The organism is Pelomonas sp. Root1444, from assembly GCF_001426885.1.
Classification (GTDB): Bacteria; Pseudomonadota; Gammaproteobacteria; order Burkholderiales; family Burkholderiaceae_C; genus Pelomonas.
Genome location: NZ_LMFP01000010.1, coordinates 103,294 through 127,648 on the forward strand (window position 1 = coordinate 103,294; position 24,355 = coordinate 127,648).

General features: G+C 69.1%; 28 protein-coding genes. 8 read left to right on the top strand and 20 right to left on the bottom strand.

Annotated elements, in window-relative coordinates:
• Window positions 1-62 precede the first annotated feature (62 nt).
• The 7 genes from ASD35_RS11480 to mnhG all read left to right on the top strand — a co-directional run bounded on the left by ASD35_RS11480 (window position 63) and on the right by mnhG (window position 7,220).
• Window positions 63-1,055 (top strand): universal stress protein, encoded by a 993-nt coding sequence (locus ASD35_RS11480; protein WP_056875071.1) that lies wholly within the window; start codon window positions 63-65, stop codon window positions 1,053-1,055.
• Between the two features lie 54 nt (window positions 1,056-1,109).
• On the top strand, window positions 1,110-4,016 hold the full coding sequence (locus tag ASD35_RS11485; RefSeq protein WP_056875072.1) for a monovalent cation/H+ antiporter subunit A: 2,907 nt from the start codon (window positions 1,110-1,112) through the stop codon (window positions 4,014-4,016).
• Window positions 4,016-4,360, top strand: a complete 345-nt coding sequence (locus ASD35_RS11490) for a Na+/H+ antiporter subunit C (RefSeq protein WP_056875073.1) — start codon at window positions 4,016-4,018, stop codon at window positions 4,358-4,360. Before ASD35_RS11485 ends, ASD35_RS11490 begins: the two co-directional genes overlap by 1 nt.
• A 73-nt stretch (window positions 4,361-4,433) precedes the next feature.
• Complete coding sequence (locus ASD35_RS11495; protein WP_056875074.1) at window positions 4,434-6,098, top strand: monovalent cation/H+ antiporter subunit D; 1,665 nt, start codon at window positions 4,434-4,436, stop codon at window positions 6,096-6,098.
• Window positions 6,095-6,583: a Na+/H+ antiporter subunit E gene (locus ASD35_RS11500; protein ID WP_056875075.1), complete on the top strand. Its 489-nt coding sequence runs from the start codon at window positions 6,095-6,097 to the stop codon at window positions 6,581-6,583. The genes ASD35_RS11495 and ASD35_RS11500 overlap by 4 nt, the downstream gene beginning before the upstream one ends.
• The gene (locus tag ASD35_RS11505) at window positions 6,580-6,858 is read left to right on the top strand and encodes a K+/H+ antiporter subunit F (RefSeq protein WP_056875076.1); all 279 of its coding nucleotides are present in this window, start codon (window positions 6,580-6,582) and stop codon (window positions 6,856-6,858) included. The genes ASD35_RS11500 and ASD35_RS11505 overlap by 4 nt, the downstream gene beginning before the upstream one ends.
• Window positions 6,855-7,220 (top strand): monovalent cation/H(+) antiporter subunit G, encoded by a 366-nt coding sequence (mnhG, locus tag ASD35_RS11510; RefSeq protein ID WP_056875077.1) that lies wholly within the window; start codon window positions 6,855-6,857, stop codon window positions 7,218-7,220. The genes ASD35_RS11505 and mnhG overlap by 4 nt, the downstream gene beginning before the upstream one ends.
• A 95-nt stretch (window positions 7,221-7,315) precedes the next feature.
• Here the strand turns inward: mnhG and fliR are convergent, their stop codons facing one another.
• From fliR to fliF, 13 genes are all read right to left on the bottom strand, one after another.
• A complete protein-coding gene (gene fliR / locus ASD35_RS11515) occupies window positions 7,316-8,080 on the bottom strand; it encodes a flagellar biosynthetic protein FliR (protein ID WP_056875102.1) in 765 nt (254 codons plus the stop codon).
• Between the two features lie 168 nt (window positions 8,081-8,248).
• Complete coding sequence (fliQ, locus tag ASD35_RS11520; protein ID WP_056875078.1) at window positions 8,249-8,518, bottom strand: flagellar biosynthesis protein FliQ; 270 nt, start codon at window positions 8,516-8,518, stop codon at window positions 8,249-8,251.
• 59 nt (window positions 8,519-8,577) lie between these two features.
• The gene (fliP, locus tag ASD35_RS11525; protein ID WP_369819205.1) at window positions 8,578-9,327 is read right to left on the bottom strand and encodes a flagellar type III secretion system pore protein FliP; all 750 of its coding nucleotides are present in this window, start codon (window positions 9,325-9,327) and stop codon (window positions 8,578-8,580) included.
• Window positions 9,317-9,652, bottom strand: a complete 336-nt coding sequence (locus tag ASD35_RS11530) for a flagellar biosynthetic protein FliO (protein WP_056875079.1) — start codon at window positions 9,650-9,652, stop codon at window positions 9,317-9,319. The genes fliP and ASD35_RS11530 overlap by 11 nt, the downstream gene beginning before the upstream one ends.
• Before the next feature lie 158 nt (window positions 9,653-9,810).
• Entirely contained in the window at window positions 9,811-10,254 is a 444-nt protein-coding gene (gene fliN, locus ASD35_RS11535; protein WP_056875080.1) for a flagellar motor switch protein FliN, read from the bottom strand.
• Window positions 10,244-11,248: a flagellar motor switch protein FliM gene (gene fliM / locus ASD35_RS11540; protein ID WP_056875081.1), complete on the bottom strand. Its 1,005-nt coding sequence runs from the start codon at window positions 11,246-11,248 to the stop codon at window positions 10,244-10,246. The genes fliN and fliM overlap by 11 nt, the downstream gene beginning before the upstream one ends.
• 10 nt (window positions 11,249-11,258) lie before the next feature.
• On the bottom strand, window positions 11,259-11,858 hold the full coding sequence (locus tag ASD35_RS11545; RefSeq protein WP_056875082.1) for a flagellar basal body-associated FliL family protein: 600 nt from the start codon (window positions 11,856-11,858) through the stop codon (window positions 11,259-11,261).
• Window positions 11,859-11,982: 124 nt separating this feature from the next.
• A complete protein-coding gene (locus ASD35_RS11550) occupies window positions 11,983-13,170 on the bottom strand; it encodes a flagellar hook-length control protein FliK (protein WP_056875083.1) in 1,188 nt (395 codons plus the stop codon).
• Window positions 13,171-13,175: 5 nt separating this feature from the next.
• A complete protein-coding gene (gene fliJ / locus ASD35_RS11555; RefSeq protein WP_056875084.1) occupies window positions 13,176-13,631 on the bottom strand; it encodes a flagellar export protein FliJ in 456 nt (151 codons plus the stop codon).
• Between the two features lie 69 nt (window positions 13,632-13,700).
• Window positions 13,701-15,128, bottom strand: coding sequence for a flagellar protein export ATPase FliI (gene fliI / locus ASD35_RS11560; protein WP_056875085.1), 1,428 nt, complete (start codon window positions 15,126-15,128; stop codon window positions 13,701-13,703).
• Window positions 15,125-15,892 (bottom strand): FliH/SctL family protein, encoded by a 768-nt coding sequence (locus ASD35_RS11565; protein ID WP_056875086.1) that lies wholly within the window; start codon window positions 15,890-15,892, stop codon window positions 15,125-15,127. Before ASD35_RS11565 ends, fliI begins: the two co-directional genes overlap by 4 nt.
• 11 nt (window positions 15,893-15,903) lie before the next feature.
• Entirely contained in the window at window positions 15,904-16,899 is a 996-nt protein-coding gene (gene fliG / locus ASD35_RS11570) for a flagellar motor switch protein FliG (RefSeq protein ID WP_056875087.1), read from the bottom strand.
• 13 nt (window positions 16,900-16,912) lie between these two features.
• Complete coding sequence (fliF, locus tag ASD35_RS11575) at window positions 16,913-18,607, bottom strand: flagellar basal-body MS-ring/collar protein FliF (protein WP_056875088.1); 1,695 nt, start codon at window positions 18,605-18,607, stop codon at window positions 16,913-16,915.
• A 146-nt stretch (window positions 18,608-18,753) separates the two neighbouring features.
• Between fliF and fliE the strand changes: the two genes are divergently transcribed.
• Window positions 18,754-19,080 (top strand): flagellar hook-basal body complex protein FliE, encoded by a 327-nt coding sequence (fliE, locus tag ASD35_RS11580; RefSeq protein WP_082580096.1) that lies wholly within the window; start codon window positions 18,754-18,756, stop codon window positions 19,078-19,080.
• A gap of 129 nt (window positions 19,081-19,209) precedes the next feature.
• Here the strand turns inward: fliE and ASD35_RS28400 are convergent, their stop codons facing one another.
• From ASD35_RS28400 to ASD35_RS11615, 7 genes are all read right to left on the bottom strand, one after another.
• Complete coding sequence (locus tag ASD35_RS28400) at window positions 19,210-19,713, bottom strand: Tfp pilus assembly protein FimT/FimU (protein WP_056875089.1); 504 nt, start codon at window positions 19,711-19,713, stop codon at window positions 19,210-19,212.
• Window positions 19,710-20,441: a flagellar brake protein gene (locus ASD35_RS11590; protein WP_056875090.1), complete on the bottom strand. Its 732-nt coding sequence runs from the start codon at window positions 20,439-20,441 to the stop codon at window positions 19,710-19,712. The genes ASD35_RS28400 and ASD35_RS11590 overlap by 4 nt, the downstream gene beginning before the upstream one ends.
• Before the next feature lie 69 nt (window positions 20,442-20,510).
• Window positions 20,511-20,810 carry a flagellar protein FliT gene (locus ASD35_RS11595; protein WP_056875091.1) on the bottom strand — a complete coding sequence of 100 codons (300 nt, stop codon included), beginning with the start codon at window positions 20,808-20,810 and terminating at the stop codon, window positions 20,511-20,513.
• A 26-nt stretch (window positions 20,811-20,836) separates the two neighbouring features.
• Window positions 20,837-21,271, bottom strand: coding sequence for a flagellar export chaperone FliS (gene fliS / locus ASD35_RS11600; RefSeq protein ID WP_235538316.1), 435 nt, complete (start codon window positions 21,269-21,271; stop codon window positions 20,837-20,839).
• A gap of 190 nt (window positions 21,272-21,461) precedes the next feature.
• A complete protein-coding gene (gene fliD, locus ASD35_RS11605) occupies window positions 21,462-22,871 on the bottom strand; it encodes a flagellar filament capping protein FliD (RefSeq protein WP_056875093.1) in 1,410 nt (469 codons plus the stop codon).
• A 92-nt stretch (window positions 22,872-22,963) separates the two neighbouring features.
• Window positions 22,964-23,830: a flagellin gene (locus ASD35_RS11610; protein ID WP_056875094.1), complete on the bottom strand. Its 867-nt coding sequence runs from the start codon at window positions 23,828-23,830 to the stop codon at window positions 22,964-22,966.
• Window positions 23,831-24,003: 173 nt separating this feature from the next.
• Window positions 24,004-24,355 (bottom strand): flagellin (locus ASD35_RS11615; protein WP_255354517.1); only part of this gene is annotated, 352 nt, incomplete at its 5' end.

Genomic DNA, 24,355 nt, shown 5'->3' on the forward strand with positions numbered 1-24,355 from the left:
GCTCAAGGTGACCCGGCGGCTGGCCGCACCCATTCAATGCTTACGACTTTGAGGGCAAGACGATGACTCCTTTCAACGCCATCCTGGTCGCCACCGATTTCTCTATCGATGGCAACAACGCCGTCCGGCGTGCAGCGCTGCTGGCGCATCAGCACGGTGCCGGCCTGCACATCCTGCATGTGCTGAAGGAGCCGGCCTGCAGGCCGCTGCGCGAATGGTTCACGCCGCTGGCGGACATCGACCTGAAGGCCGCGTTGGCGCGTGCTGCACTGCGTCGCGTCGCGGTCGAGATCGCGGGCGCCTACGACGTGACGGCCACCGTCGAGGTCAAGGTCGGCGACCCGCTGCAGGCTTTGGTGCAGGCGGCTGCACATGTCGACCTCGTGGTGCTGGGGCGCCGCGGCCACGGCCGGCTGGGAACCCTGCGGGTCGGCAGGACGGTGGAACGCATGCTGCGGGTCGGTCGGCAGCCCGTGCTGGTGGTTCGCAAGCCCGCCGACGCGCGCTACCGCAAGGCGCTGCTGGCGCTGGACTTCACCCCCGGTTCCGACGCCGCCGCTCAGGTCGGCATGGCGATGGCGGGCGGCGCGCGAACGCATGTCTTTCACGCCGCCGACTCCTTCATGGAATCCATGCTGCGCCGCGCCGGCGTGGAACGCGCCGTCATCCTCGATGTCGTGGCGCGCGAGGAAGCCGGCACCCTCGCCCGCATGCGGCGCTCCCTCGCCCGGCTCGGCGTGGACACCCGGCCGCTGTTCTTCTCGGTGGGCCGCGGCCCGGCGGACATCGCAACGCTGCAACTCGCTCGCACGCTCGGCCCGGACCTGATCATTGCCGGCAAGAACGGCCAATCGACGCTGGGTGCCTTCCTGCTCGGCAGCGTCAGCGGCAAGGTGCTGGCCGAGTCCGCCTGCGACATGCTGATCGTGCCGCCGCCAAGGGCGACGCCGAAGGCGGCCTTCCTGCTCAACCGGCGTGCACCCCACGGCAAGGCCTCGGCAGGCACCCATTGGATGCAGGACCTGCCCGGCATCCTGCCGCGCCTGCCTTACTAGCCTTCCTGGCCTTGCTACGGCGGCAGGCGTCCATGACTCCGTAGACTGCGGCGCATGTCCCTCCTGCTTCTGCTCCTGCTGCCCTTCGTGGGCAGCGCCGTGGCGGCCCTGCTGCCGACCGGGGCGCGCAACATCGAATCGACCTGGGCGGCGCTGGTGGCCCTGGCGGTCGCCGTGCCGCTGGCCTTGCTGTACCCGGATGTGCGCGACGCCGGCGTCGTGTCCGAACGCCTGGTCTGGCTGCCCAGCCTGGGGCTGGACCTGGTGGTGAGGTTGGACGGCTTCGCGTGGATGTTCGCGATGCTGGTCGCCGGCATGGGCGTGCTGGTGGTGATGTACGCCCGCTACTACCTGTCGCCAGAGGACCCGGCGGCGCGCTTTTATTCGCTGCTGCTCGGTTTCATGGGCGCCATGCTGGGCGTCGTGGTGTCCGGCAACCTGCTGCAACTCGTGCTGTTCTGGGAGCTGACCAGCGTCTTCTCCTTCCTGCTGATCGGCTACTGGCACCACCGGCAGGACGCGCGCCGCGGCGCGCGCATGGCCTTCACCGTCACGGCCACCGGTGGCCTGGCGCTGCTGGCGGGTGTGCTGCTGCTGGGACATATCGTCGGCAGCTACGAACTCGACGCCGTGCTGAAGGCGGGCGACGTCGTCCGCGGCCACGCCCTCTACCCCGCCGCGCTGGTGCTGGTGCTGCTGGGCGCGCTGACGAAGAGCGCGCAGTTCCCCTTCCACTTCTGGCTGCCCCATGCCATGGCGGCGCCGACGCCCGTGTCGGCCTATCTGCATTCGGCCACGATGGTGAAGGCCGGCGTCTTCCTGCTCGCGCGGCTGTGGCCGGTGCTGGCCGGCACGGACGAATGGTTCTGGATCGTCGGCGGCGCCGGCCTGGTCACGCTGCTGCTCGGCGCCTATGCCGCGATGTTCCAGAACGACCTGAAGGGGCTGCTCGCCTATTCCACGATCAGCCACCTGGGCCTGATCACGCTGCTACTGGGGTTGAACAGCCCGCTCGCCGCCGTCGCCGCGGTGTTCCACATGATGAACCACGCCACCTTCAAGGCGTCGCTCTTCATGTCGGTCGGCATCATCGACCACGAGACCGGCTCGCGCGACATGCGGCGGCTGGACGGGCTGTTCCGAAGCATGCCCATCACTGGCACGTTGGCCATCGTGGCCTGCGGAGCGATGGCCGGGGTGCCGCTCCTCAACGGCTTCCTGTCCAAGGAGATGTTCTTTGCGGAGACGGTGTTCATCAGCGCGCATCCCTGGGTGGAGTTCGGCCTGCCGCTGGCCGCCACGCTGGCAGGCGTGTTCGCCGTCGTCTATTCGCTGCGCTTCGGGCATGACGTGTTCTTCGGCCCGCCGGCCCAGGGGCTGCCGCGCCAGGCGCACGAGCCGGTGCACTGGATGCGCGTGCCCGTCGAACTGCTGGTGCTGGCCTGCGTCGTGGTGGGCAGCGCGCCGGCCTGGTCGGTCGGCCCGGTGCTGGCCGTTGCCGCGGCGCCCGTCGTCGGCAGCACCTTGCCGGCCTACAGCCTGGCGGTCTGGCATGGCTTCAACACGCCGCTGCTGATGAGCTTGGTGGCGCTGGCCGGCGGCATCGTCATCTACCGGCGCTTTGCGGCCCGCTTCAAGGCGCGTGCGCTGCGCAGCACGCCCCTGATCCACCGGCTGGACGGCAAGCGCCTCTTCGAGCGCGCGCTTGCCCTGGCGACGGCCCTCGCACGCCGCGGTCTGCGCCTGGCGAGCACCCGCCGCCTGCAGCCGCAGTTGCTGTGGATGCTGGTCATCGCCGGTGCGACTGCCCTCGGCTCGGCCCTCGTCGTGCCGCTGGCCTGGGGCGATCGGGCCCGCGTGCCGGTCACGCCCGAGTTCGTGCTGCTGTGGCTGATCGGCGGCGCCGCCGCCGTCGGCGCGGCCTGGCAGGCCAAGTTCCACCGCCTGGCCGCGCTGGCGATGCTCAGCGTCACCGGGCTGGTGATGTGCTTGACCTTTGCGTGGTTCTCCGCCCCCGACCTCGCGCTGACCCAGCTGGCCGTGGAGGTCGTCACCACCGTGCTCTTCCTGCTGGGCCTGCGCTGGCTGCCCAGGCGGAGGGAGCAGGACGATCCCCGCACACGCCGCCGCGCGCAGTGGCGCCGCGGGCGCGATTTCGTGCTGGCGCTGCTCGTCGGCGCCGGCCTGGCCGCGCTGTCCTATGCCATGCTGACGCGCCAGGCGCCGCAGAGCATCTCGCCCTTCTTCATCGAGCAGGCGCTGCCCAAGGGCGGCGGCACCAACGTCGTCAACGTGATGCTGGTCGATTTCCGCGGCTTCGACACGCTCGGCGAGATCACGGTGCTCGGCATCGTCGGCCTGACCGTGTATGCGCTGCTGCGGCGCTTTCGCCCGCCGCGCGAGGTCATCGGGCGGCCACCGCAGCAGCGCGTCGTTCCCGAAGGCGAGCAGAGCGACCTGCCGGACCGGCCCGACACCAGCGACGCGGCCACCGGCTATCTGCTGGTGCCCGCGGTGCTCGTGCAACTGCTGCTGCCGGTGGCGGGCGTGTTTGCCTTCCACCTCTTCATGCGCGGCCACAACGAACCCGGCGGTGGCTTCGTGGCAGGCCTGGTGATGGCCATCGCCTTCATCGCGCAATACATGGTTGGCGGCACCCGCTGGGTGGAGGACCGCATGCCGCTGCAGCCGCCGCGCTGGATCGCCATCGGGCTGCTGATTGCGCTGGCCACCGGCGCGGGCGCGCTGGTCGTCGGCCATCCCTTCCTCACGACGCATACCGCGCATGTCACGCTGCCCGGCATCGGGCTGATCCACCTGCCCACGGCAGCGCTGTTCGACCTCGGCGTGTTTGCGGTGGTGCTGGGGTCGACGTTGCTGCTGCTCACGTCGCTGGCTCACCAGTCGCTGCGCGTGCGGCGCAAGCCGGCCAACACGTCCGCCGCCGGGGAAGCCCGCTGATGGAAATCGTCATCTCCCTGGCCATCGGCGTGCTCGCCAGTGCCGGCGTCTGGCTGCTGCTGCGGCCGCGGACCTTCCAGGTGTTGATCGGCCTGTCGCTGCTGTCGTATGCGGTCAACCTCTTCATCTTCAGCGTCGGCAGCCTGTCCGTCGACAAGGAACCCATCGTCAAGCCCGGCCTCGCCGCAGACTTGCACCACTACACCGACCCGCTGCCGCAATCCCTGGTGCTGACGGCCATCGTGATCGGCTTTGCCACGACGGCCCTGTTCCTGGTGTTGCTGCTTGCCCTGCGCGGCCTGAGCGGCGGCGACCACGTGGATGGCCAGGAGGAGCGGCCATGAGCGCCGCGCCGGGCCGCCCCAAGCAAGCTCGCTCCCGCTTGGCGGGACAGGCCGCAGGCCGAAGGGTGCACCAATGAGCGGGTGGGCGGCCCTGCCGATGCAGCAGCTCATCATCGCGCCCGTGCTGCTGCCGCTGGCCACGGCGGCCACGCTGCTGCTGCTCGGGGACAAGCGGCGGGTGGCGGCCGCAGCCCTCAACCTGACGTCCACGCTGGCCGGGCTGCTGCTGGCGGTGGCCTTGCTGCTGTGGGTCAACGAGCGCGACGCCGCCACGGCCTTTGGCGTCTACCTGCCCGGCAACTGGCCCGTGCCCGTGGGCATCGTGCTGGTCGTCGACCGCCTCTCGGCCCTGATGATGGTGCTGGCCGGCGGCGCGGGCCTCGCGGCGCTGCTGTTCTCGCTGGCGCGTTGGCACCGCGCCGGCGTGCACTTCCATCCGCTGTTCCAGCTGCAGCTGATGGGCCTGTACGGCGCCTTCCTCACCGCCGACCTGTTCAACCTGTTCGTCTTCTTCGAGGTGCTGCTGGCCGCGTCCTACGGCCTGCTGCTGCACGGTGGCGGGGGCGACCGCGTGCGGGCCGGCCTGCACTACATCGCCGTCAACCTCGTGGCCTCGCTGCTCTTCCTGATCGGCGTGGCGCTGATCTACGGCGTGACCGGCACACTGAACATGGCCGACATCGCGCAGAAGCTGTCCCAGGTCCCCGACAGCGACCGCGGCCTGCTGGGCGCCGGTGCCGCCATCCTGTCCATCGCCTTCCTGGCCAAGGCGGCCGTGTGGCCCATGAACTTCTGGCTGCCGCCCGCCTATGCCGCGGCGGGCGCGCCGGTCTCCGCCTTGTTCGCCATCCTCACCAAGGTCGGCGTCTATGCCGTGCTGCGGCTGTGGACGCTGTGCTTTCCCGCCAGCGCCGGGCCGTGGGCGCTGTTCGGCGGCGAGGTGCTGGTCTGGGGTGGGCTGGTGACGCTGGCCTTCGGCGCGCTGGGCATGATGGCCTCGCAACGGCTGGACCGGCTGGCCGGCTTCAGCGTCATCGCCTCCTCGGGCACGCTGCTCGCCGCCACCGGCTTCGACGCGCCGGCCCTCAGTGCCGGTGCGCTGTTCTACCTGGCCAGCTCGACGCTGGCCGGCTGCGCGCTGTTCCTGCTCGTCGAACTGATCGAGCGGGCGCGCCAGGTCGAGCTGGCACCGCGGTCGGACGACGATGACGACCTGCCGCACTTCAGCGACGCCCCGGCGCCTGGCGACGCTAACCTCGACGATGAAGAACAGGCGCTGATCGGCCGCGCCATTCCCGCGGCGCTGGCCTTCCTCGGCCTGGCCTTCCTGCTGTGCACGCTGGTGGTTGCCGGGCTGCCGCCGATGTCGGGCTTCATCGGCAAGCTGGCGATGCTGTCCGCGCTGCTTGACCTGGCACCGGGCGAAGGCACGGTCGCGGGGCGAACGCTGTTCGTCCTGCTCATCGTCTCGGGGCTGCTCGCGACCACGGCGCTGATGCGCGTGGGCATCCGCCATTTCTGGGCGCCGCAGAACCGGCCCTCGCCGCGGCTGCGCGTCACCGAATGCGTGCCCATCGCCCTGCTGCTCGCGGCCTGCACGGGGCTCGTCGTGTGTGGCGAGCCCGCGCTGGCCTATGCGCGCGCCACGGCGCAGGCGTTGCACCGGCCGCAGCATTACATCGACGCCGTCTTTGCCGCCCGCCCGGTGCCGGGTGTTGCCGAAGGAGCGCCGCCATGAAGCGCTGGCTGCCTGCGCCGCTGCTGTCCGCCGGCCTGCTCGCGCTTTGGCTGCTGCTGAACCCGCCGCTCGGCCCGGGCCCGCTGCTGCTGGGCGCCGTCGTCGCGCTGGCCATGCCGGTGCTGCTGGCGCCTTTGCGGCCGGCTGCCGGCCCGCTGCATCAGCCCCGCGTGCTCGCGCGGCTGATCCTGCATGTCGGCGCTGATGTCGTCATGTCGGCGCTGGACGTCGGCCGCGGCGTGCTGCGTGCCGGTGCGCGGTCGCCGCGGAGCCGTTTCGTCGTCGTGCCCCTGGACCTGCGCGAGCCCCAGGCGCTGGCGGCCCTGGCCATGATCACCACCGTCGTGCCGGGCACCGTCTGGTCGGAACTGGCGCCCGACCGCAGCGCGCTGCTGCTGCACGTCTTCGACCTCGACGACGAGGCCGCCTTCATCGCCCACTTCAAGTCGCGCTACGAGCAGCCGCTGCGGGAGATCTTCGAATGAGCCCCCTTCTCGCCATCGCCATCACCGTCACGCTGGTGCTCTATGGGCTGGCGATGGTGGTGGGCCTGCTGCGCCTGATGCGCGGCCCGAGCGCACAGGACCGCGTGCTGGCGCTGGACTTCCTGTTCGTCGTGGCCCTGCTGATCATGCTGGTGCTGGCCATCCGCTACGACAGCAGCATGTATTTCGAGGCCGCCTTGCTGATGGCGCTGTTCGGCTTCGTCGGCTCGGTGGCGCTGGCCAAGTTCCTGTTGCGCGGCGAGGTGATCGAATGAGCGACCTCATCGTTGCGACGCTGCTGCTGGCCAGCGGCTGCCTCGTGCTCGTCGCTGCCCTCGGCCTGTGGCGCCTGCCGGACTTCTTCACGCGTATGCATGCGCCGGCCCTGGCGTCCACCCTTGCGGCCTGGTTGGTCGCGGCTGGCTTTGTCGTGCACTTCTCGGTGCACGGGTCCGGCCTGTCGCTGCAGGTGTGGGCCATCATCATCCTGCTGTCCATCACGGCGCCGGTGACCACCCTGTTGCTGGCCCGCGCCGCGCTTTTCCGGCGCCGCCAGGCCGGCGATGCCATTCCCCGGCCGCTGGCGGACAGTGAGCGCCCCGCCGCCGCGGGTGTATCGGGCGGCGGTGATCGATGAGGGGTGGGCGAACGCGTTCCTTGCAAACCTTCGCTTTGTCGCGGGCCGCCCTCGCCCGGTGCCTGGCATCCGCCGGCGCTGCGCCCGGCCGGCGATCAGCTGAACGCGGCCAGCAGACGCTCCAGCGCCACGGTGAACGGCGTCTGCATCAGCGGCAGCGTCGCGACCATGCCGATCAGGCCCACGCTGACCGTCAGCGGGAAACCGACCGAGAACACGCCGATCTGCGGCGCGACGCGGGAGATGACGCCCAGCACGAGGTTGACGAACATCAGCATCGTGATCAGCGGCAACGCGATCCACAGGCCGATGCTGAAGATCTCCGCGCCCCATTGCTGAGGCGTGGCCACGCGCAGGAAGGCAAACGGCTCCCCGCCGACCGGGAAGGCGTGGAAGCTCTGGATGAGCGCGTTGATCAGCAGCAGGTGGCCGTTGATCGTGATGAACAGGAAGGCCACCATGCTGCCGAAGAAGCGCGCGCTGGCGGTGCCCTGGGCGCCGGTGCTGGGGTCGAAGAAGCCGGCGAAGTTCAGGCCCATCTGCAGGCCGATGATCTCGCCCGCGAACTCCAACGCGGCGAACACGATGCGCACGGCGAAGCCCATCGCCAGGCCGATCAGCAGTTGCTGGGCGACGAGCAGCGTCAATGCGGGCAGCGAGTCCAGCGGCGTGACGGGCATCGGTGGCAGCGACGGCTGTGCGGCGACCGAGATGAACAGGGCCAGGCCGATGCGCAGGCGCAGCGGCACGCTGCGCTGGCTGAAGGTGGGCATGCCGGCGAACAGCGCCAGCGTGCGGATGAACGGCCACAGGAGCGGGTTCAGCCACTCCAGAAGCTGGGATTCGGTGACGGAGAACATGTCAGCTGTGCGCCATGCATGCGGCTTCGGGCCGAGCGCCGCGCCGCTCCCAAGCCGGCCCGTCGTGGCGATGTGCTTGCGGCCCACTACCGCAAGCATCGCCGTCCCCTCGGGGGACCGACCAGGCACGCCCGCGTTCAGCGAGGCGAGGCTGGGCGAGGGGCCCGCTCACCCCACCACCGACGGAATCGTCATCAACGTGCGCTGGATGTACTCCACCAGCGTCGTCATCATCCACGGCCCGGCCACCGCCAGCGTCAGCACGGCGGCGATGACCTTGGGCACGAAGGACAGCGTCGCCTCGTTGATCTGCGTCGCCGCCTGGATGATGCTGATGACCACGCCGACGAGCAGCACCACGATGAGGATGGGCGCGGCCACGAGCATCATCATGTAGAGGCCTTGCTGGCCGAAAGTGAAGACTTGTTGTGCGTCCATAGGTCTCAATCGGTTGGGGACAGCGCTACGCGCTACGCTCGATCCGTCTCGCAAGTTCATCAGGTGACGAAGCTTGCGGCGAGCGAGCCGAGCAACAGGTTCCAGCCGTCCGCCAGGACGAACAGCATCAGCTTGAAGGGCAGGGCGACGAGCACCGGCGACAGCATCATCATGCCCAGGCTCATCAGCACGCTCGCCACGATCATGTCGATGACGAGGAAGGGAATGAAGATCAGGAAGGCGATCTGGAAGGCGCTCTTGAGCTCGCTGGTCACGAAGGCCGGCACCAGCACCTTGAAAGGCACGTCCTCCGCTTTGACACTGGGGTCCACCTTGGCCAGGCGCGAGAACAGGGCCACGTCGGCCTGGCGCGTCTGCTTGAGCATGAAGCCGCGCATCGGCACCTCGGCCCGCTTCAAGGCCTCGTCGAACTGGATCGTTCCTGCGCTGTAGGGCTGCCAGGCGTCGGCATAGACCTTGTCCAGCGTCGGGCTCATGACGAAGAAGGTCAGGAAGAGGCTCAGGCCCACGATGACCTGGTTGGGCGGCGCGGCCTGCGTGCCCAGCGCCTGGCGCATCAGGCTCAGCACGATGGCGATGCGCGTGAAGGCCGTCATCATCAGCAGCACCGCAGGCAGGAAGCCCAGCGCCGTGAAGAACAGCAGCGTCTGGATGGGCACCGAATAGCTGGCCCCGGCGCCCTGGCCGACCAGCAGCGGCAGCGTGGCCGGCGGCGGTGTCTGGCCTTGCGCGAGGACCGTGCCCGCCGAGAACAGCGCGGCGGCGACGAGCAGCGGCTTAAGCCTCACGGGTGTTCTCCTGGCCCCGCTCCTTGCTGAGCAGCTTGGCGAACGTGGCCGGCGGCACGGGTTCGGCCTGCGGCGGCATCACGTGCAGCGTCGTGATGTTCTGCGCCGTGGCGCCCAGCACCAGCCAGCGGCGGTCGTCGCCCTGGCCGACTTCGACGACCAGCAGGCGCTGGTTGGGCGCAGTCGGTAGCTGAGCCACCACGCGCAGCACGCCGGCCGCGGCCGCGCCACCCATGGGCGTGCGCTTGAGCAGCCACAGCGCGACGGGGATCAGCGCGACGATGGCGAGGAACCAGAGAAAGGGGAGCAGGCCGGAGGTGTTCATGCCTCGGCATTCTGCGGACGGACTGGAGCGGCCGAACCCCCTAAATGGCCCGACAAACCCTTGGTTGTCCCGAGACCGCGCCAGTGGCGCGGGCTTTCACAGGACTGCCGCGCCAGTGCCGCGGGCTTTCACAGGACCGCCGCGCCAGCGACGCGGAATCAGGCCGCCTTGCTGAGGCGGCGCATGCGCTCCGACGGCGTGACGATGTCGGTCAGCCGGATGCCGAACTTGTCGTTCACCACCACCACCTCGCCCTGTGCGATCAGGTAGCCGTTGACCAGCACGTCCATCGGCTCGCCGGCCAGCGCGTCGAGCTCGACGACCGAGCCCTGCGCGAGCTGCAGGATGTTCTTGATCGGGATGCGGGTGCGGCCGAGCTCCACGGTCAGCTGGACGGGGATGTCCAGGATCATGTTGATGTCGTTGCCGGGCCCGGCGCCGGTGGTCGGCGTGAAGTTGGCGAAGCTGGGCGTGGACACCTGCTCCGGCACTTCGGCGACTTCGGACGCGACGGCCGGGGCCGGTGCGGCCTCGGCCAGCGCCGCAGCCCATTCGGCCGCCATCGCGTCTTGTTCTTCTTGGCTGGGTGAATCAGGACTCATGTTTGGCTCCCAGCCAGCTCTCTTGAGAGCCGGTCAGCATTTTGTCGATCTTGAGGGCGTAGCGGCCGTTGGACGTGCCGTAGTTGCATTGGAAGACGGGCACGCCGTCCACCTTGGTCTCGATCATCGGGTTCAGATCGAGTTCGATGAAGTCGCCGGGCTTGAAGGCGAGCAGCTGCTCCACCGTGGCCGGCGCCGTGCCCAGCTCGGCGACGAGCTCGACCTCGGCGGCCTGGATCTGCGTCTTCAGCAGGTTGATCCAGCGCCGATCGGGCTCGGAGGAGTCGCCCACCGTCGTCGAATACAGCACATCGCGGATGGGCTCCAGCGTCGAGTACGGGATGCAGAAGTAGATGGTGCCGCTGGTCTCGCCGATCTCCAGCGTGAACGAGGTCGACACGACGATCTCGCTGGGGGTGGCGATGTTGGCGAACTGCGGCTGCATCTCCGAGCGCTGGTACTCCAGCTCCAGCGGATAGATGCCCTTCCAGGCCTTGTGATACTCGGCGAGGATGACCTCGACGATGCGCGTGATGACGCGCTGCTCGGTGGGCGAGAAATCGCGCCCCTCGATGCGGGCGTGGAACTTGCCGATGCCGCCGAACAGGCTGTCGATGACGGCGAACACCAGCGTCGGGTCGCAGACGATCAGCCCGCTGCCGCGCAGCGGCTTCACCGACACGATGTTGAAGTTGGTCGGGACGACGATCTCGCGCAGGAAGGCGCTGTACTTCTGCACCTTGATGCCGCCGATGGCGACTTCCGGGCTCTTGCGGATGAAGTTGAACAGGCCCACGCGGATGTTGCGCGCGAACCGCTCGTTGATGATCTCCATCGTGGGCATGCGCCCACGGACGATGCGTTCCTGGCTGGCGAGGTTGTACTCGCGTATGCCGCCGACCTGCTCCTCCTCCTGCTCGAGCTTCTGGCTCTCGCCGGTGATGCCCTGGAGCAGTGCATCGACTTCGTCTTGGGAAAGGATCTGCTGGTTCATGGCCGATCCGTCATTGCACGATGAAGTTGGAGAACAGGACTTGCGTCACCGGGCTTTCGACGTGGGCCTTTTTCTTCTTCTTTTTCTTGGGCGCGTCGCCGGTGGCGGGCGCCTCGTCCTCGTCGTCGAGCTCGATGCCCATGGGCCGCACCGACTCCCGCATGATGTCCTTGGCGAGCTTTTCCTTGCCTTCGCGCGTCAGCAGTTCGGCGGCGGTCTTGTGCGACAGCACCATCAGCACATTGCTGCGGATGGCCGGCATGTAGGCCTTGATCTGCTCGGCGAACTTGGGGTCGTGCACTTCCAGCGTGATGCCGATCTGTGCGAAGCGGTCCACGTCCTTGTCGGCGAGGTTGACGGTGAAGGGGTCCAGCGGCACGAAGGTGGGCGGGTGGTCGCTCTTGGCTTTCGCCTTGGGCTTGGCGACCTCGGAGACTTCCGCGTCCTCGCCGTCCTCAGCGTCTTCCGCCGGCTTCTTCTTCAGCAGCATGAAGGCCGCACCACCTCCGACCAGCACGAGCACGAGCACGGCAGCCAGGATGATGATCAGCTTCTTCTTGCTGCCGCCCGAGGGCGCGGCCTGGGGGGCAGCAGCCGGCGCAGTCGCCATGAGAACTCCTTGAACGTCGAGCCCACAGCATGCGTGGGCAACCTTTGCGCTGGATTATTGACCTCGCCCCCTCCAGTCAAGCCCCGATTAGCCGCCGCGCGGCGTGCCTATTTCGGGTTCAGCGTCAGGCAAAAGTGTCGAGCAGGCCGACCGTCCGCCGGGCCACCGCCGCGGGACCTGCAGCGGCCCCGTTGACCCGGCCGGGGCCGGTGCGCGTGCCGTGGTCGCTGCCCTCAGCGCCTGCGGCATGCTGGCCGTGATCCTTGTCACGCGCGGGCTGTTGGAAGACACCGCCGCCCGACAGCGTCAGCCCCTGGCCCTGCAGTGCGGCGGCCAGGTCGGGCAGGCTCTGCTCCAGCGCGTGGCGGGTTTCGGCCTGGGCGGCGTGGAAGGACACCTGGGCCTGCGAGCCGTCGACGGTGATCTGCACGGATACGGGCCCCATGTCGGCCGGGTTGAGCTGCAACTCGGCCTGCTGCACGCCGTCCACGGCCATCAGGCTGATGCTGGCGCCCAGCTCGGGCGCGAAGGCGGGGCTGTGCACGGGGGCCGTCATGGCCGCCTCGTTCACGATCGGCGTGCCGCCACTCGCGGGCGTGGGCAGGGCCTGGGCCAGCGCGGCGGCAAAGTTCGGCGCGGCGCCGTCGGGCGCCGCCGGTACCTGCGCGGCCGATGCTTTGCCGGTGGTGTCCTGCAGCAGCTCGCTGGCGGCGGTGCGCGCGTCGGGCTTGTCGGTGCGCAGTTCGGCAGCCTTGGCGGGCCGCGCGACGTCGGGGCGCTCAGCGGCGCCGCCGGCGTCGGCCACGGCGCGCCCGGCAGGGCGGCCCGTCGGCAGCCCATCGTCGGCGGCACCGTTGCCGCGGCTGCGCTGCAGCTCGGGCTTGGCTGCGGCGGGGTCGGGCTGGGCGGTGTTCAGGCCGATCAGCTGGGCGAACTCCTTCAGCTCCGGCGTTTCCGTGGCGTCGTCTTCGCCCGGCGCCACGGCGTCGGCGGCTTGCGTCTCGGCCTTGTCGGCGGGCGCGGTCTTGGCGTCGGCCTTGGGCGCCGCATCGGCGGGGCGCTGGGGTGAGGCCGGCTTGGGCGGCTGGGCGGCGCGGCGTGCGGCGGGGTTGGCCGAGGGCGGCTGGGCGCTGTCGGCAGCCTCCGGCGGCTCGGACGCGGGCTCGGCGGCCGGCGGCGGGCTGGCCTGCTGGGTCATGAACTGGGCGAAGCTCGCGCCGCCGGCCTGGGCCGACGGGGCGGGCTGGGCGCTGGGCTGAGCGGCCGGCGGCAGGGCCGGCTTGGGGGCGACGTTCTGGGTACTGCTGAGCATGTCGGTCAGGCGTGGGCCATGCGGTTCAGGTGGGCGCGGGCGGCGAACTCGTCGCTGGCGCGCTGCTCGCGGCGCTGGGCGACCTTGGCCGCTTCGGCCTGGCGGCGGGCGATCAGCTGGCGCAGCGCAGCCACGCGCAGCTCGGCCTGGCGCAGTGCCTCGCGGGCGCGCTCCTGGCGCTGGTCGGCATGGTTGGCGACGTGGCCTTGCGTGTCCACGGCCTGGTTCAGGCGCTGGCCGAAGCTCTGGTAGCAGCCCACGATGCTCATCGTGGCCGGCTGGCTGAAGCTCTGCGTCCAGCGCTGCTGGTAGTCCTGGCGGTAGCCGGCCAGCTCGCCATGCTGCGCACGGGCGGCCTGGGCCTGGGCGCTGGCGGCGTGCAGCAGCCGGGCGGCGGCGTCGCGCTCGCCCTCGGCGCGGTCCAGCAGCAGGCTCAGGGTGTCGGTCGCGGTCGAACTCATCGAAAACTCCAGGCTGCACCCCGCCAACGGCAGGACGCTCAGTCGATATCGGCGGCCCAACCCGGGGGTTTAGGCGCCTTGGACCACGGCCTGCAATTGGCTGACGCTGGCGTGAAGAAGTGCCGGGCTGTGCATGTCCTGCTGCAGCAGCCGCGTCATGTCGGCATGCAGGCGAACGGCCGTATCCAGCTCGGGGTCGCTCCCGGGGGCATAGGCGCCAAGCTGGATCAGGTCGCGGGCCTTGTTGTATTTCGCCAGAAGTTGGCGAAACCGACGCGCGGAATCGACCTGGTTTTGGGGTGCAACACTGGTCATCACCCGTGAAATGCTGCGCTCGATGTCGATGGCCGGGTAGTGGCCGGCCTCGGCCAGCTCGCGGCTCAGCACGATGTGGCCGTCCAGGATGCCGCGCGCCGCGTCGGCGATCGGGTCCTGCGGGTCGTCGCCCTCGGTCAGCACGGTGTAGAACGCCGTGATCGAGCCCTCGCCCGGCAGGCCGTTGCCGCTGCGCTCCACCAGCTGCGGCAGCTTGGCGAAGCAGCTCGGCGGGTAGCCCTTGGTGGCGGGCGGCTCGCCGATGGCCAGCGCGATCTCGCGCTGCGCCATCGCGTAGCGGGTGAGGCTGTCCATCAGCAGCAGCACATGCCGGCCCTGGTCGCGGAAGAACTCGGCAATCGCCGTGGCGTAGTGCGCGCCCTGCATGCGCATCAGCGGCGGCGCGTCGGCGGGTGCGGCCACGACGACGCTGCGCTTGCGGCCCTCGTCGCCCAGGATGTCCTCGATGAACTCCTTGACCTCGCGGCCGCGCTCGCCGATGAGGCCGACCACGATGACGTCCGCCTGCGTGTAGCGCGCCATCATGCCCAGCAGCACCGACTTGCCGACGCCGGTGCCGGCGAACAACCCCAGCCGCTGGCCGCGGCCGACGGTCAGCATCGCGTTGATCGCGCGCACGCCGGTATCGAGCGGGGTGCGCACCGGGTCGCGGTCCATCGCATTGATGGGGCGCCGTACCATGGGTTCGTTATGGATGTTGGCCAGCTCGCCGCCGCGGTCCAGCGGATGGCCGTGCGGGTCGACGACGCGGCCCAGCAGGCCGTCGCCCATCGGCAGGTGCAGGCCGCGGTCCTCGCCACGGCGCCACGGGTGCAGCGGCTGGCCCAACTGGGGCGCCAACGGCGGCAGGTGGCGCGGCACGACGGTGGCGCCGCTGGACAGGCCCTGCACCTCGTCGGTGGGCATCAGGTAGGCGCGGTCGCCCGAGAAGCCCACGACCTCGGCGTTCACCGGCGCCTGGCCGCGCCGCGGCGCGTTGCCGGTGCTGGGCATCTGGATGCGGCAGACCGAGCCCAGCGGCACCTTGATGCCGGTGGCCTCCAGCACCAGGCCGGCCACGCGCACCAGCTTGCCGTGCGATTCCAGCGGCGTCGCGTTGCTGGCCAGCGTCTCCAGGTCGGTGAGGTAGCGCTGCCAGCGGTCCGTGCGGGCGGAAGTCATTCCTCGTCGTCCTGCCGCCGGTCCTGCCAGATGGACTGTTGCCCGATGGACGACATGGCTTGCTGCCAGCGTGTGGCGATGGTGGCGTCGACGCTCGCGATGTCGGCATCGACCTTCACGCCGCCGCGCGCCACCTCGGCGTCGGGGATGAGCTGGGCTTCGCGGGCGCGCAACTCGTTGCCGGCGCCTTCCTGCACTAGCGGAAAGTCGTCCGGGTGCACGCGCACGCGCACATGGCGGGCCGACAGCTGCAGCGCCTCGACGGCGTCATGCGCGACGCGCGCGATCAGCTCGGGGCGCTGGGTCAGCTCGCTGTGAACGACCTGACGCGCCAACTCGACGGCAATGCGGGCGACGGACTGGGCCATGTCGCCTTCGAGCGCCTGCATCTCGGCATCGAAGCTTTTCACCAGCTGGCCGACCTGGGCGCTGATCTGCAGGGCGAAGCTGTGCTTGAACGCGTCGAGCGCCGCCATGCCGTCGCGGTAGCCGTCCTGGTAGCCGGTTTGGCGCGCGGCGTGCAGCAGCTCCTGCAGGTCGGGCTCGGGCGCGGGCGGTGGCTCAACCGGCGCACTGGCGGCCGGTGTCTGCTTGGCGTTCGTGAAGGGAGAGGGCGCCGCTGCGCCGCCGAGGTTGTCGAAGCTCCAGGAGCGCGCGCCCTGCAGCTCCTCGCCGGGGATGAAGCGCGCATACGTGTTGTTGCGGCGCTCGCCCTCGCGGCGGTCGGGCGGCGGTACTTGGCGGGGTGGGGGACGGGTGGCCATGGATGCCAGTGTCAGACGAACTGGTCGTCACCGCCACCTGCCAGCACGATCTGCCCCTCGTCCACCAGGCGGCGCACGATCTTGAGCATTTCCTTCTGCTCGGCCTCCACCTCCGACAGGCGCACCGGGCCGCGGCTGTCCAGGTCCTCGCGCAGCGTCTCGGCCGCGCGGGTGGACATGTTGCGGAAGATCTTCTCGCGCAGGTCGGCGCTGGCGCCCTTGAGCGCGACGACCAGGCTTTCGCTCTGCACTTCCTTGAGCACCGCCTGGATGCCCTTGTCGTCGATCTTGTTCACATCGTCGAAGGTGAACATGTTGTCCATGATCCGCTGCGCCAGGTCGGCGTCGGCCTCGCGCACGTAGTCCAGCACCGAGGCTTCGACGCTGGAGCCCATCATGTTGATGATCTCGGCCGCCGTCTTCGCGCCACCCAGCGAGCTCTTCTTCATGCGCTCGCCGCCGGCCAGGATCTGGCTCATCACTTCGTTCAAATCCTTCAGCGCGGTCGGCTGGATGCCGTCCAGCGTCGCGATGCGGATCAGCACCTCGTTGCGGCCGCGCTCGGGGAACATCTTCAGCACCGAAGCGGTCTGGTCGAAGTCGAGATGGGCCAGGATGGCCGCGATGATCTGCGGGTGCTCGTTGCGCAGCAGCTCGGCCACGCTGGCGGCGTCCATCCACTTCAGGCTCTCGATGCTCGAGACGTCGCTGCCCTGCAGGATGCGGTCCAGCAGCAGGTTGGCCTTGTCATCGCCCAGCGCCTTGCGCAGCACGGCGCGCACGTACTCGTCGGTGTCGGTGACGAGCGTGTGGTGCGTGTCGGCGAGGGTGTCGAACTTGTCCAGCACATCCTCGACCTGGGCGCGCTTGATGACCTTGAGCTTGGCGATCTGCTCGCCCAGCGCCTGCACCTCCTTGGGCGACAGGTGCTTGAAGACCTCGCTGGCTTCTTCCTCGCCCAGCGACATCAGCAAGATGGCTGCGTTCTCTATGCCCTTGTCATCCATGGCTCAACCCTGATCAGCTCGCAGTTTGTCCGGCCATCCAGTCGCGCACGATGTTGGCGACGGCGACCGGATTGTCGCGCGCCAGGGTGCGGGCGCGGTCGAGCTTCTCGTTGTGCAGCGGCGCTTCCAGCCTGGGCATGCCACCGCCGGGCAGCAGGTCCGTGTCGTCGACAACTTCATCGACCGTCTCGGTCTTCTCGTCCGGCAGCGGGGCCGGCGCGGCGGCCTTGATGGCCGGGCGGATCATGCCGAAGACTGCGATCAGCGCGATGGCGACGAAGGCCAGCGGCACCATGGCGCTGCGGGCGATGTCCAGCAGCCAGGGCTGCTTCCACAGCGGCACGTCGGCGGGCTCGGTCTTGTCGACGACGAAGGGCGCGCTGATGACCTTGACCGAGTCGCCGCGCTCGGCGTTGAAGCCCATCGCCTCCTTGACCAGGTCCGTCAGGCGCGTGACCTCCTCCGCCGGCACCGGCTGGGTGGTCGTCTTGCCCTTGGCGTCGGTCACCGAGCGGTGGTTGACGACGATGGCGGCGTTCAGGCGCTTGACGTTGCCGACCGCGCCGCGCGTCACGCGCACCGTCTTGTCGACCTCGTAGTTGGTGACCTGCTCACGGCGGCTGTTGCCGTTGGCCGCCGCGCCCTGGGCGGGCTGCAGCGGTGCGCTGGCGCCGTTGACCGGCGCGACGGCCGGCACCGGCGGCTGGTTGGTGGCCGCGCCCGGCACGCCCGTGGCCGGGGCGCCGCTGCTGTTGTTGGACTCGTTGCTCTGGCTGGAGCGCACCGCTGCCTGGGCATTGGGGCCCTGGTTGGGGCGGTACTCCTCGGCGGTCGCCTCGGTCTGCGAGAAGTCGACGTCGGCCGTCACGGTGGCGCGCAGGTTGTCGCGGCCCACGACGGGTTCCAGCAGGTCGAGGATGCGCTTGTTGAAGCCGGCCTCGACCTGCGTCTTGTAGTGCAGCTGCTGGCTGTCCAGCCCGGTGGCGGGGTCGGCGCCGGTCTGGGAGAGCAGGGCGCCGGTCTGGTCCAGCACGCTGACGGCCTTCGGGTTCAGCTCGGGCACGCTGGACGAGACCAGGTGCACGATGCCGGCGATCTGGCCGCGGTCCAGCGTGCGGCCGCCGCGCAGCGTCAGCATGACCGAGGCACTGGGCTTTTGCTGCTCGCGGAAGAAGCCGTTCTGCTGCGGGATGGCCAGGTGCACGCGGGCATCGGCCACGTCGGACATGGCGGTGATGGTGCGGGTCAGCTCGCCCTCCAGCGCGCGCTGGAAGTTCAGGCGCTCGTTGAACTGGGTCTGGCCGATCGAGGACTTGTCCATCAGCTCGAAGCCGACCGCGTTGCCGGTGCCGCCCTTGGGCAAGCCGGCCGCCGCGAGCTTCATGCGCAGCTCGTAGACCTGGCTGGCCGGTACGAGGATGGTGCCGCCGGCCTCATGCTTGTAGGGCACCTGCAGCGCAGACAGCTGGCCGATGACGGCGCCGCCGTCCTTGTCGGACAGGCCGCTGAACAGCGGCCGGTAGTCGCCCTGCGACGACCACAGCGTGATCGCGAGCACGGCACCGGCCAGCGCCAGCAGGCCGGCGCCCATGGTCAGCTTGCTGCGCATCGGCAGCCCGTTGAGGCGCTGCACGAAGTTGGGCGCAGCGCCGACCGGGGTGATCATCACCGGGGCGGCGGCAGCGGGGGCACTCAGGGCGTTGTCCATCGGGTGGGCAGATACAGCAGAGGCCGGAACTCCGGCGATGGCGCAAATTATTCGTGCCGGCACCCTCAAGAAAGCGCCGAAGTAGCCGACCACGCCCGTGCATCTCTGCGCTTCGCGCCCGTGACTTGCTGCCAAAGTCCTGCCCCATGGACATGAAGCTGCGCCCCTTCGACTTTGCCCAGGCCGCCGCCCGGGCAGGCCTGGCGGTCAATGGCACGCCGCTGGCCCCCAAGCCGGCCGCGACGGCCGGTGCCAGCTTCGGCGACGCGATGACGCAGGCGCTCAAGGGCGTCAGCGCCCAGCAGAACGAAGCCGCCCGCCTGCAGCGCGAGGTGCAGCTGGACAACCCGACCGTCAGCCTCGAAGAGACCATGGTCGCGATGCAGAAGGCGCAGATCGGGTTCCAGGCGACGCTGCAGGTGCGCAACCGGCTGGTGTCGGCCTACTCCGAAATCATGAACATGCAGATTTAGTGGGCCGCTGGCCTGCTGCGCGGCTGCATGGCGCGCCTGCGTTGCTCGCCGTACGGGTGTACGGCTCCGCTACTCGACGCACCCTGCAACCGCTCGCGACGGCCATCGGCCCACTAAATTGGGCGTTGCTCAGCAACTGCCTTTTCGGGCGTCGGAGCCGCAGATCGCCGGCCGGCCCAGTGGGTTCAGGTCGATGTGCAGTTGCTGGTTGCGCTCGTTGGAAATGCCGATGCGCGTCCAGCCCAGTGCGCGGCCTTTGCCGGCTTCGAAGGTGATGCCCTGGCCGGATTGCAGCAGCATGCCCTTGTGGTCGTGTGACGAAATGCCGCTGAGCTCGCAGCGCGGCGCGCCGGTGCCGCAGTCGCAGGCGGGCTGGCGGCTGGCGCCCCAGCACCATTGCGCCCCACTCTGGAAGCTCACGTAGACGTTGCGCCCTTCATCCACGCTGAGGGCGCGGGCGCGGCGCAGGTCCAGCTCCAGCAGCTCGGCCACATGGCGCAGCCGCTGGCGGGCCAGGTAGCTGGAATAGTTCGGCACTGCCACGGCCAGCACGATGCCCAGGATGGCCATCACGGCGGCCAACTCGATCAGCGTGAAGCCTCGCCTCCCGCCGTGGCCGCGGCCGCACGTCATGTGTCGAGCTTGAGCAGCCGGCGGCGCTTCTGCGTCTGGTCCACATAGACCTGCAGCGCGCGGCCGGCGGCGGCGTCGAGGTCGACGAAGGAGCAGCCGAGCTGCCGCAGGCCGTTGGCATCCGCGCCGATGGGGCTGGCATGGTGGGGCAGCAGGGCGATGCGCAGGGCGGTGATGCGGTCCAGCTCCAGCACCAGCCCGGTAGCGACCTGGCCGGTGGCCAGCGGCTGCGCGTCGCCCGGCAGCGCCAGGGCCAGGCCGCCGATGCTGATGTCCAGCACGCGCAGTGCCTGGCCATGCCCGTCACCGCCCGGCACGATGACGCGGGGGTAGACGCTGCCCGCCGGCTGCACGCGGAAGGACTGGCGGCGCTGGAAGCGGTAGAGGCGCTCGGGCAGGCTGCTGCGCAGCACGGCGCCCTGTGCGCCGCTGACGAGGACGGTGTCGTCCAGCTCGAACTGCAGCTTGATGGCGCCGAGATAGGCGACGGCGGTGATCTCGCCGCTGGCCACGAGCGCCTGGCTGACGCCTTCGGGGTCGGCGCCGATCTCCAGGCCCAGCACGTTGGCTGCGGCGTCCAGCGTGCCGATGCGGCTGGCCAGGCTCTGGCCCGGCGGGCCGTTCAGCAGCACGGTGGCGTTATCGCGTTGGAGCTGCTGCAAATACGCCGCGATTTCAGCGGCGGCAGTGACGCGGAATTCCTCGGGAGCGGCGGGGCTGGCAGTCATATCGCGATGGTAGTCGCGTGGCTGCACTTGCGTTGAGGCCGAGCGCCGGGCCGTCCCAAGGCGAGGGGCTCAATGGACCATACGGCTCTTGCCCGCCATCACCTGGTTCAGGTCTTCCAGCCAGGGCTCGGCCAGGTGGCGGATCTCGGCATCATTGAGCAGGATGCGCTGCATGATGCGTGTCTTGAGCTGCTTCTCGGTGGTGCCGAGCTGGCTCTCGTTGGCGGCGGCCTTGAGCTGCGAGATCAGCAGCACGCAGGCCCCTTCGAGCTTGACGACCTCATCCCAGTTGCCCGTGCGGGCGGCCGACAGCATGTCGGCGCTGGCTTGTTCGATGGCTTCGTAGTAGTTCAGCAGTTCGGAGTTCATTGCGGGATACCGGGTGATTCTGGGTTTCAGGCAGCGCGGGCGGCGGGGGCGCCGATGGCAGCAGGCGACTGGCCGATGGTGGTCCAGGCTTCGCGCACGGGGGTCAGCAGGCGTTGGCACTCTTCGATGGCGCCGCGGTCGCTCTTCAGGTTCGCGTGGGTCAGGCGCATGCAGACGTAGCCGTAGAGCTCACGCAGGTCGGTGGCCAGCTGGCCGGCCGACAGGTCGAGCGAGGCGCGCAGGCCTTCGTCGAGGATGCGCACGGCACGGCCCAGCGCCCGGCCCTTGAGTTCGACGTTGCCAGCCTGGATGGCCTGGCTGGCCTGGGCCATCGCGTCGAAGACACCGTCGAACAGCATGGCCACGAGGCGGTGCGGGCTGGCCGCCTGCACGTCCGTCTCCAAGCCCACTTTGGCGTAGAGGGTGGCGCTTTGATTGCGGGCTGCGAAGGGGGAGGACATGTTGCCGTACATGGTGAGCTGCTGGAGGCGTCGTCGTGTTGACTGTTTTTCGGCCTCTGCCCGGGGGAACTTGAGCCGCCCTTGCGTCAAACACCCTGGGAACTGTGCGCTTGTTTCCGCTTAAGGAAAAGACAACGGCGACCCGAGGGTCGCCGTCGCGCTGCCAGCCGCCTGAGCGGCCTGGGTGGCCTCACTCGTTGAGCTTGGCGAGCTGCTGCGTCACGTAGTTGGACAGGCCGTTGAGCTTGCTCATCTGCGTGTCCAGCGCCGTGTAGCGGGCGCGCAGGCGCGCCTCGGTGCGCGCGACGCGGTCCTCGAGCTGGTCCGCGCGCTTGTTGTTGTTGTCGATGAGCTTCTGCAGCCCGGCCTGGCGGCTGCTGACGCGGCCGTCGGTGCTGAGCGCGCCGTCGATGTAGCTGCGGATGCGCTGGGCGAAGCCGTCGTTGCTGCTGTCGGTGCCGTCCAGCCCCATGAAGAGCTTCTTGACGCTGTCCAGGTTGCCCAGCGCCGTGTTGAGCTTGGTTTCCGAGGTCTTCAAGCTGCCGTCGCTGCCGGGCTCCAGGCCGATCTCGGCGAGGCGGCCGATGCTGCCGGCCAGCGAGGTGGTGCCGCCGATGATGCTGCGCAGCTGGTTCTGCAGGCCCACGGCGGTGGAGTCGCCCTGCAGCGTGCCGGCGGTCTTGGCGCCCTCGTCGTACTTGGTCTGCTCGCGCAGCAGCGCATTGACGGCGTTGTAGGCGGCCGTGAAGTCGGTGATGAGCTTCTTGATCGAGTCCTTGTCCTGGCCGACGGTGACGCTGGCCGGGATGGTGGTCGTCTTCAGCAGCGTGATGTTGAGGCCGTCGATGGCCTCTTTCAGCGAGTTGGACTCGGAACTGACGTCGATGCCGTTGATCAGCGCGCGGGCGTTCTGGGCCGGCAGCGTCTGGATCAGCGACGTGACGCCGACGCGCGGGTCGTAGCTCAGGTCGGCCAGGCCACCCGTGGCTTCGATGCGGAAACCATTGGTTTCGCCGGTGGCGGTGGAGCGCAGCGTCAGGCGTGCGCCGTTGGCGTCGTTGACGATGGAGGCCGTCACGCCGGCGTTGGACGAGTTGATGGCGTCACGGATGCCGCTCAGCGTGTCCTGCCCGTTGCCGATGTTGATCGTGATGGGCGTGGCGCCGGCCTTGTCGGTGAAGGTCGTGTTGTTGCTGCCCCAGGCGCCGAGCGTGATCGTCAGGCTGCCCTGACCGACGGTGGCCGTGGAGCTGGCGTAAGGCGTGCCGCTGACCAGCGTCTGCGACTGGGCGAGCTTGCTGACCTCGATCGATACGTTGCCGATGGACGCGCCGGTACCGGCGCTGACCGAGACGCTCGTCGGGTCGCTGGACGTGGCGAGGGTGCCGCCCCAGGTGCTGGGGGAGGTGAGCTTGGCGGCCGCGTCGCGCAGCGTGGCCAGCGAGCTCTGTACCTTGCCGAAGGCGGAGAGCTCGGTCTTGAGCCCTTCGGTCTTCTTCGTCAGCTGGGTGATGGGCGTGCGTTCGGCAGAGACGAGCTTGCTCACCAGCGACTCGATGTCGAGGCCGCTGCCGATGCCGGCTGAGGTGATGGTTGCCATGCTGCGAAATGTAGAAAAGGCCGATATGCCAGAGCGATATCGGCCAGGGTTCCCGGAACTTTAGGCCCAGGACCGAATTTTTTTGAGCGCTTTCAGCGTTGCAGCAGCGACAGCACCTGCTGTGGCAACTGGTTGGCCTGGGCGACCATCGCGTTGCCGGCCTGTTGCAGGATCTGTGCCCGGCTCATGTTGGAGGTTTCCTGGGCAAAGTCGGCGTCCATGATCCGGCTGCGGGCGGCGGTCTGGTTCTCGACGGCGACCTGCAGGTTGGAGATCACCGCGTCGAAGCGCGACTGGATCGCACCGTAGGTCGCCCGGGTGTTGTTGACGAAGTCCAGCGCCAGGTCGATGTTGTCGATGACGACACCCAGCGCCGCGAAGTCTGCGGTGTTGTCGATGGGCGTCGGGAAGGGCGCCGTGCCGGTGCCGACGATGGCGGACATCGTGGCTTCGGTGGTGAGGTCCAGCGCGTTGATCGCGATGGAGTCGTTGGTCGTCGTGTTGGCACCGATCTGGAAGGTCTGTGCCAGCCCACTGGCGTCGGCCAGGATGGGTTTGCCGTTGAAGGTGGTCGCATTCATGATGCGCCACATCTCCGAGGCCAGCTGCTCGAACTCTTTGTTCAGCGAATCCTTGTCGGAATTGCTGTTCGTGCTGTTACGAGCCTGCACGGTCAGTTCCCGCATGCGCTGCAGGTTCTCGCCGAGCTTGCCCAGCGCGCCTTCCGCCGTCTGCGCCAGCGAGATGCCGTCGTTCGCATTCCGGATGGCGACATTCATGCCGCGCACCTGGGTGTTCATGCGTTCTGCGATGGCCAGGCCGGCCGCATCATCCTTCGCCGAGTTCACACGCAGGCCGGACGACAGGCGCTGCATGGAGGTCGCCAGCGACGATTGCGAAGCGTTCAGGTTCCGCTGCGCATTCAAAGAGACGATGTTGGTGTTGATGGTCTGGGGCATTACGCACTCCTCGGAATTCAGGCCGGATCGAATGAAACGTCGATCCGATGGGCTGAATTCTGAGAGTGCGCGCCGCCGCCGAAAGCCCGATCAAAGGGTCAAACCACCGCCATTAAAAACCACCCCTGCTGCCTTCGCCCGGTTCCCCGGCGGGCGTCGGCTGGGGCCTACGTTCAGCCGCGCAGCAGGGCCAGCACTTGCTGGGGCAGCTGGTTGGCCTGGGCGATCATGGTGTTGCCGGCCTGCTGCAGGATCTGGGCGCGGCTCAGGTTGGCGGTTTCCTGGGCGAAGTCGGCGTCCATGATGCGGCTGCGGGCGCTGCTCTGGTTCTCGACCGACACCTGCAGGTTGGAGATCACGGCATCGAAGCGGTTCTGCGCCGCACCGTAGGTGGCGCGCTCGCCGTTGACGGTGTTGATGGCGGTGTCGATGTTGCTGATGACCGTGGCCAGGGCGGTGGCGTCACCCGTCACGTTGCCGCCGGTGACGGCGGTGATGTCGGCGTTGGCCGTGAAATCCGTCGTG